This is a genomic window from Actinobacillus ureae ATCC 25976, assembly GCF_000188255.1.
Lineage (GTDB): Bacteria > Pseudomonadota > Gammaproteobacteria > Enterobacterales > Pasteurellaceae > Actinobacillus > Actinobacillus ureae.
Genome location: NZ_GL831080.1, coordinates 663337 through 666827 on the forward strand (window position 1 = coordinate 663337; position 3491 = coordinate 666827).

Genomic DNA, 3491 nt, shown 5'->3' on the forward strand with positions numbered 1-3491 from the left:
CTGAAAAATAGTACCACTTTTTACAGAAAAACGATGTTGGCAATGTTTGCACTGCCATTGCTTACGAGAAGAAATAAAATAGGCTTTATACTCAATCTGACAATGAGAACATTGAACAGTATGAAAACAATGAGAGTTTCCCCAACGGGCATTTTTCAGAAAGATAAGGGCTTCAGTATCAGATAAATCATAGATCGCAGAGATAGATAAATTGCGATAGGCAGAAAGTAATTGTGGTGGCGTTTGCTTCTTTTTCATTTATTTGTTCAACATTCATAATTAGCTCCTGACTTATTGCTTTATGCCCAATAGGTCGCGTTTCTCTAGTTAAATTGGTTGAACAAATTAAATATAAAAAAAGCAAATGAGAAGATTTGCCTAAAGTAGGCAGTATTTTAGATCGAAATTTGTTCGATTTGCAAGAATAAAAAGCAATCCCGAAAGGGATTGCTTATATATATTTTAAAGTAGCTGTTGTAAACTATTATTTTGTTGCTGAAATAAATAGCTTATATAGTTCTCCATATATTCCCAGTCTGGTTGATTGTTCGCCGTAGCTGGTAATTTTATTTTTTCTTGTTTAATTGAATTAGAACTTCCCATATCATTATATTCATAAAGTCTACTTAATGTTTTTCTTAAAATTGTACTTATAAACATACCATTTTTTTCATTAAGATTATCGTTATATAACAAAATGATTGAGCTTCCCCCTCCTCCACGACCAAGAAAATCTGTTGGTTGATAAAAACAACTACCATCAACAGGACTAATCGTTATACAATTACCTCTATCTAAACATTCATCACTGAGAGGTGTAACAAATTTATCAATACCATTATTAAAATTGCCTGATGACACAAAAGGTACTGAGCCATCTTCATATTGTTTAATACTCCGACTATCTGGGCGTTTAATCTCAAATAATTTGCCAATTTGAAAAATTCCCCACTTTGTTATGTCTACACGTTTTGTTGTTGGTTTTCCTACATAGTTTACGACGGTAGAAATACCACCTCTCTTTATAAAATATAACCGCTTAATGTAGTTCTCCATATATTCCCAGTCTGGCTCATTATTTTTTACAGGTAATAATATAGATAACCCTGTTAGAGTAGAGCTGGGAAGTTGATCATTATAAGCAAAATAGCTTACTTGTTTTTTAATAATACTAATCAGAAAAAAAGCAATATAATTATTTAATCTCCTTTCCTTTAACTTTAAGCAATGAACCTTCATATCAAGACTGGCTTGATATGGGTGATAGAAAATTGTTCCTAAAAAAGAAACGGATATAAAATTTTCATACACTCGATAATCATCAGATTGAACATTTTTATAATATCCAACAATTCCGTTATTCATATTTGTTACGGTAACTCTTGGTATATCACCGTCAGTTAAATCTTTTTTTGCGATTGCTGCTCCTGTTGGAACTTGTAGTTTGTTTTTATTTGTTTCAGTAATAAATAACTCTGAAATCTTAAACTCTTTCCAATTTGAAATATCTAATCTATTCATCGTTTTCCCCTTTTAGGTTTAATACGATTTGATTATTTTTAATTTCTGATTGATATAGAACTTTATTAAGCAAATTATCATTAAAGGTTTTCACATCAACACCATTTTCAAATAAAATATAATCCAAGATAACTTTTTTAAAATCCTCTTCAAAGATCTCAAATTCTTGCTGTGGTTTTTGATACGATAAACATTCGTTTGGATCTAGCCATTGATGTGTTTTATATTTTTCGTCTGTTTTCATCAATACTACTTCTAGCCAATAGCGTTCAATCTCAGCCCAGCGATTTTTAATGTCATGTCGTCCTTGATTTTTCACTCGCTCCAAGCCATCATCTTCCATATAGCAAGCAAAAATTTTTCGTTCCTTCTGTGGCTTACCTGTTTCAAATACAAAAACACTGGTGGTAACACCCGCATCAAACAGGCTTTCAGGAAGTTTGATTATACTTTCTAACGTATGTTTTTTGAGCAATCCACCCATTTTGTCTTTTTCTAGTTTTTTATCTGGTAAGATAAAGGCGCATTTTGTCCCGATTGGCACATTTTCGAGTACATTTTCTACAATTTTTTTACAACCATATTTGCGTTCATATGGAGTATTCATCAATACTTTAGTTATAGGTTTAGATTTTATCCATTCACAAGCTTGTGTTTCTCTTGTATCTAGCTGTTCTAGGTTGGTTTTCCCGTCTTTGTGAATGAGCATATTGGCGCAGGCTAGTGCGAAAATTTCTCTGTCAAACTCTATACCGAATAACTGATATTTCTTGATATTTTCTGCTTCAATTGTATTTATACCACCCACTTCTTTAATCATATTTGCCATTGCTTTCACTAAAAATCCACCACTACCACAGGTAGCATCTAGCACTTTATCATTATGGCTAACTCCGATTAAGTCATACATAAAAGAGGTAATATGCTCAGGGGTAAATACTTGCCCACTCTCGGACTTTTTCTTATAGCGGTTAAACTCATTAAAGAAAATCCCCATTACATCTTCGCCATTCCAATTATCAGAATTAACAGAATGGGAAATATCAATCACGCTATCAATAAAAGAATTGATGTCATCTTGGTTTTCCACGACATTCATTCTAATTTCGCTATATACTTCAAGTAAAATATCAATTTTAAGATTTTGCCTGCGATGTTCCTGCAATGACTTAGCTAATGTATCGTAAATTTTATTACGAAATGGCTCATAACCGTTATTTTTAATTGCCCCTAAATTACCGCCAAATCGCTCTACCACTAATGCTGATGCGGTAAAAATCATTCGATGATACAAATTTTTAATACCGAATTTGAAGTGTAATAAATCATTAATTTTTTTAGTTAAAGAATAGATTCTATTTTTGTCTATGCTGTTATCTTTAAATAGATCTATATAGTATTGTTTATCTTGAAGAGTTTTAGCTGTATTGATTAGTTCTTTATTTTTATATACATCAACATTATAGCCATTATAGAGAATACCAATAATCTTTTTATATTTACCTGAAATAATGTCTATATTAGAAAATAATTCATCAATCCATTTTTCTTTTTTAATGTCTTCGTTACTATTTTTTGTTTCAAGAATTATTGCGACATCATTAGAATTACTAGGTAAATACCATCCATCAGGCTTTTTATCTGATTTAAAACCGAGTTGTTTGAATGTCGTAAGTTGCCCGACTCCAATCCCTAAAGTTGTAGATTTTAAATTATGGTCAAAACCAAGAATTTTTCCAGCTTCATCTCTAACAATATCTTCAGTTTTAAAAATAGCCATTAACAACCTCCCCAAATAAATTTGCAAGGTTGATATTTAGATAATAGGCTACTTGTAGGCTTGTAGGCTTGTAGGCTTGTAGGCTTGTAGGCTTGTAGGCTTGTAGGCTTGTAGGCTTGTAGGCTTGTAGGCTTGTAGGCTTGTAGGCTTGTAGGCTTGTAGGCTTGTAGGCTTGTAGGCTTGTAGGCTT

General features: G+C 32.1%; 3 protein-coding genes. All 3 read right to left on the reverse strand.

The window, feature by feature from the left end:
* A partial coding sequence (locus tag HMPREF0027_RS11590; protein WP_167316996.1) for a transposase occupies positions 1 to 258 on the reverse strand: 258 nt, incomplete at its 3' end.
* A 204-nt stretch (positions 259 to 462) separates the two neighbouring features.
* Positions 463 to 1521: a restriction endonuclease subunit S gene (locus HMPREF0027_RS11595; protein ID WP_005622243.1), complete on the reverse strand. Its 1059-nt coding sequence runs from the start codon at positions 1519 to 1521 to the stop codon at positions 463 to 465.
* Positions 1514 to 3301, reverse strand: a complete 1788-nt coding sequence (locus HMPREF0027_RS03310) for an HsdM family class I SAM-dependent methyltransferase (protein WP_005622244.1) — start codon at positions 3299 to 3301, stop codon at positions 1514 to 1516. The genes HMPREF0027_RS11595 and HMPREF0027_RS03310 overlap by 8 nt, the downstream gene beginning before the upstream one ends.
* Positions 3302 to 3491: the final 190 nt, after the last annotated feature.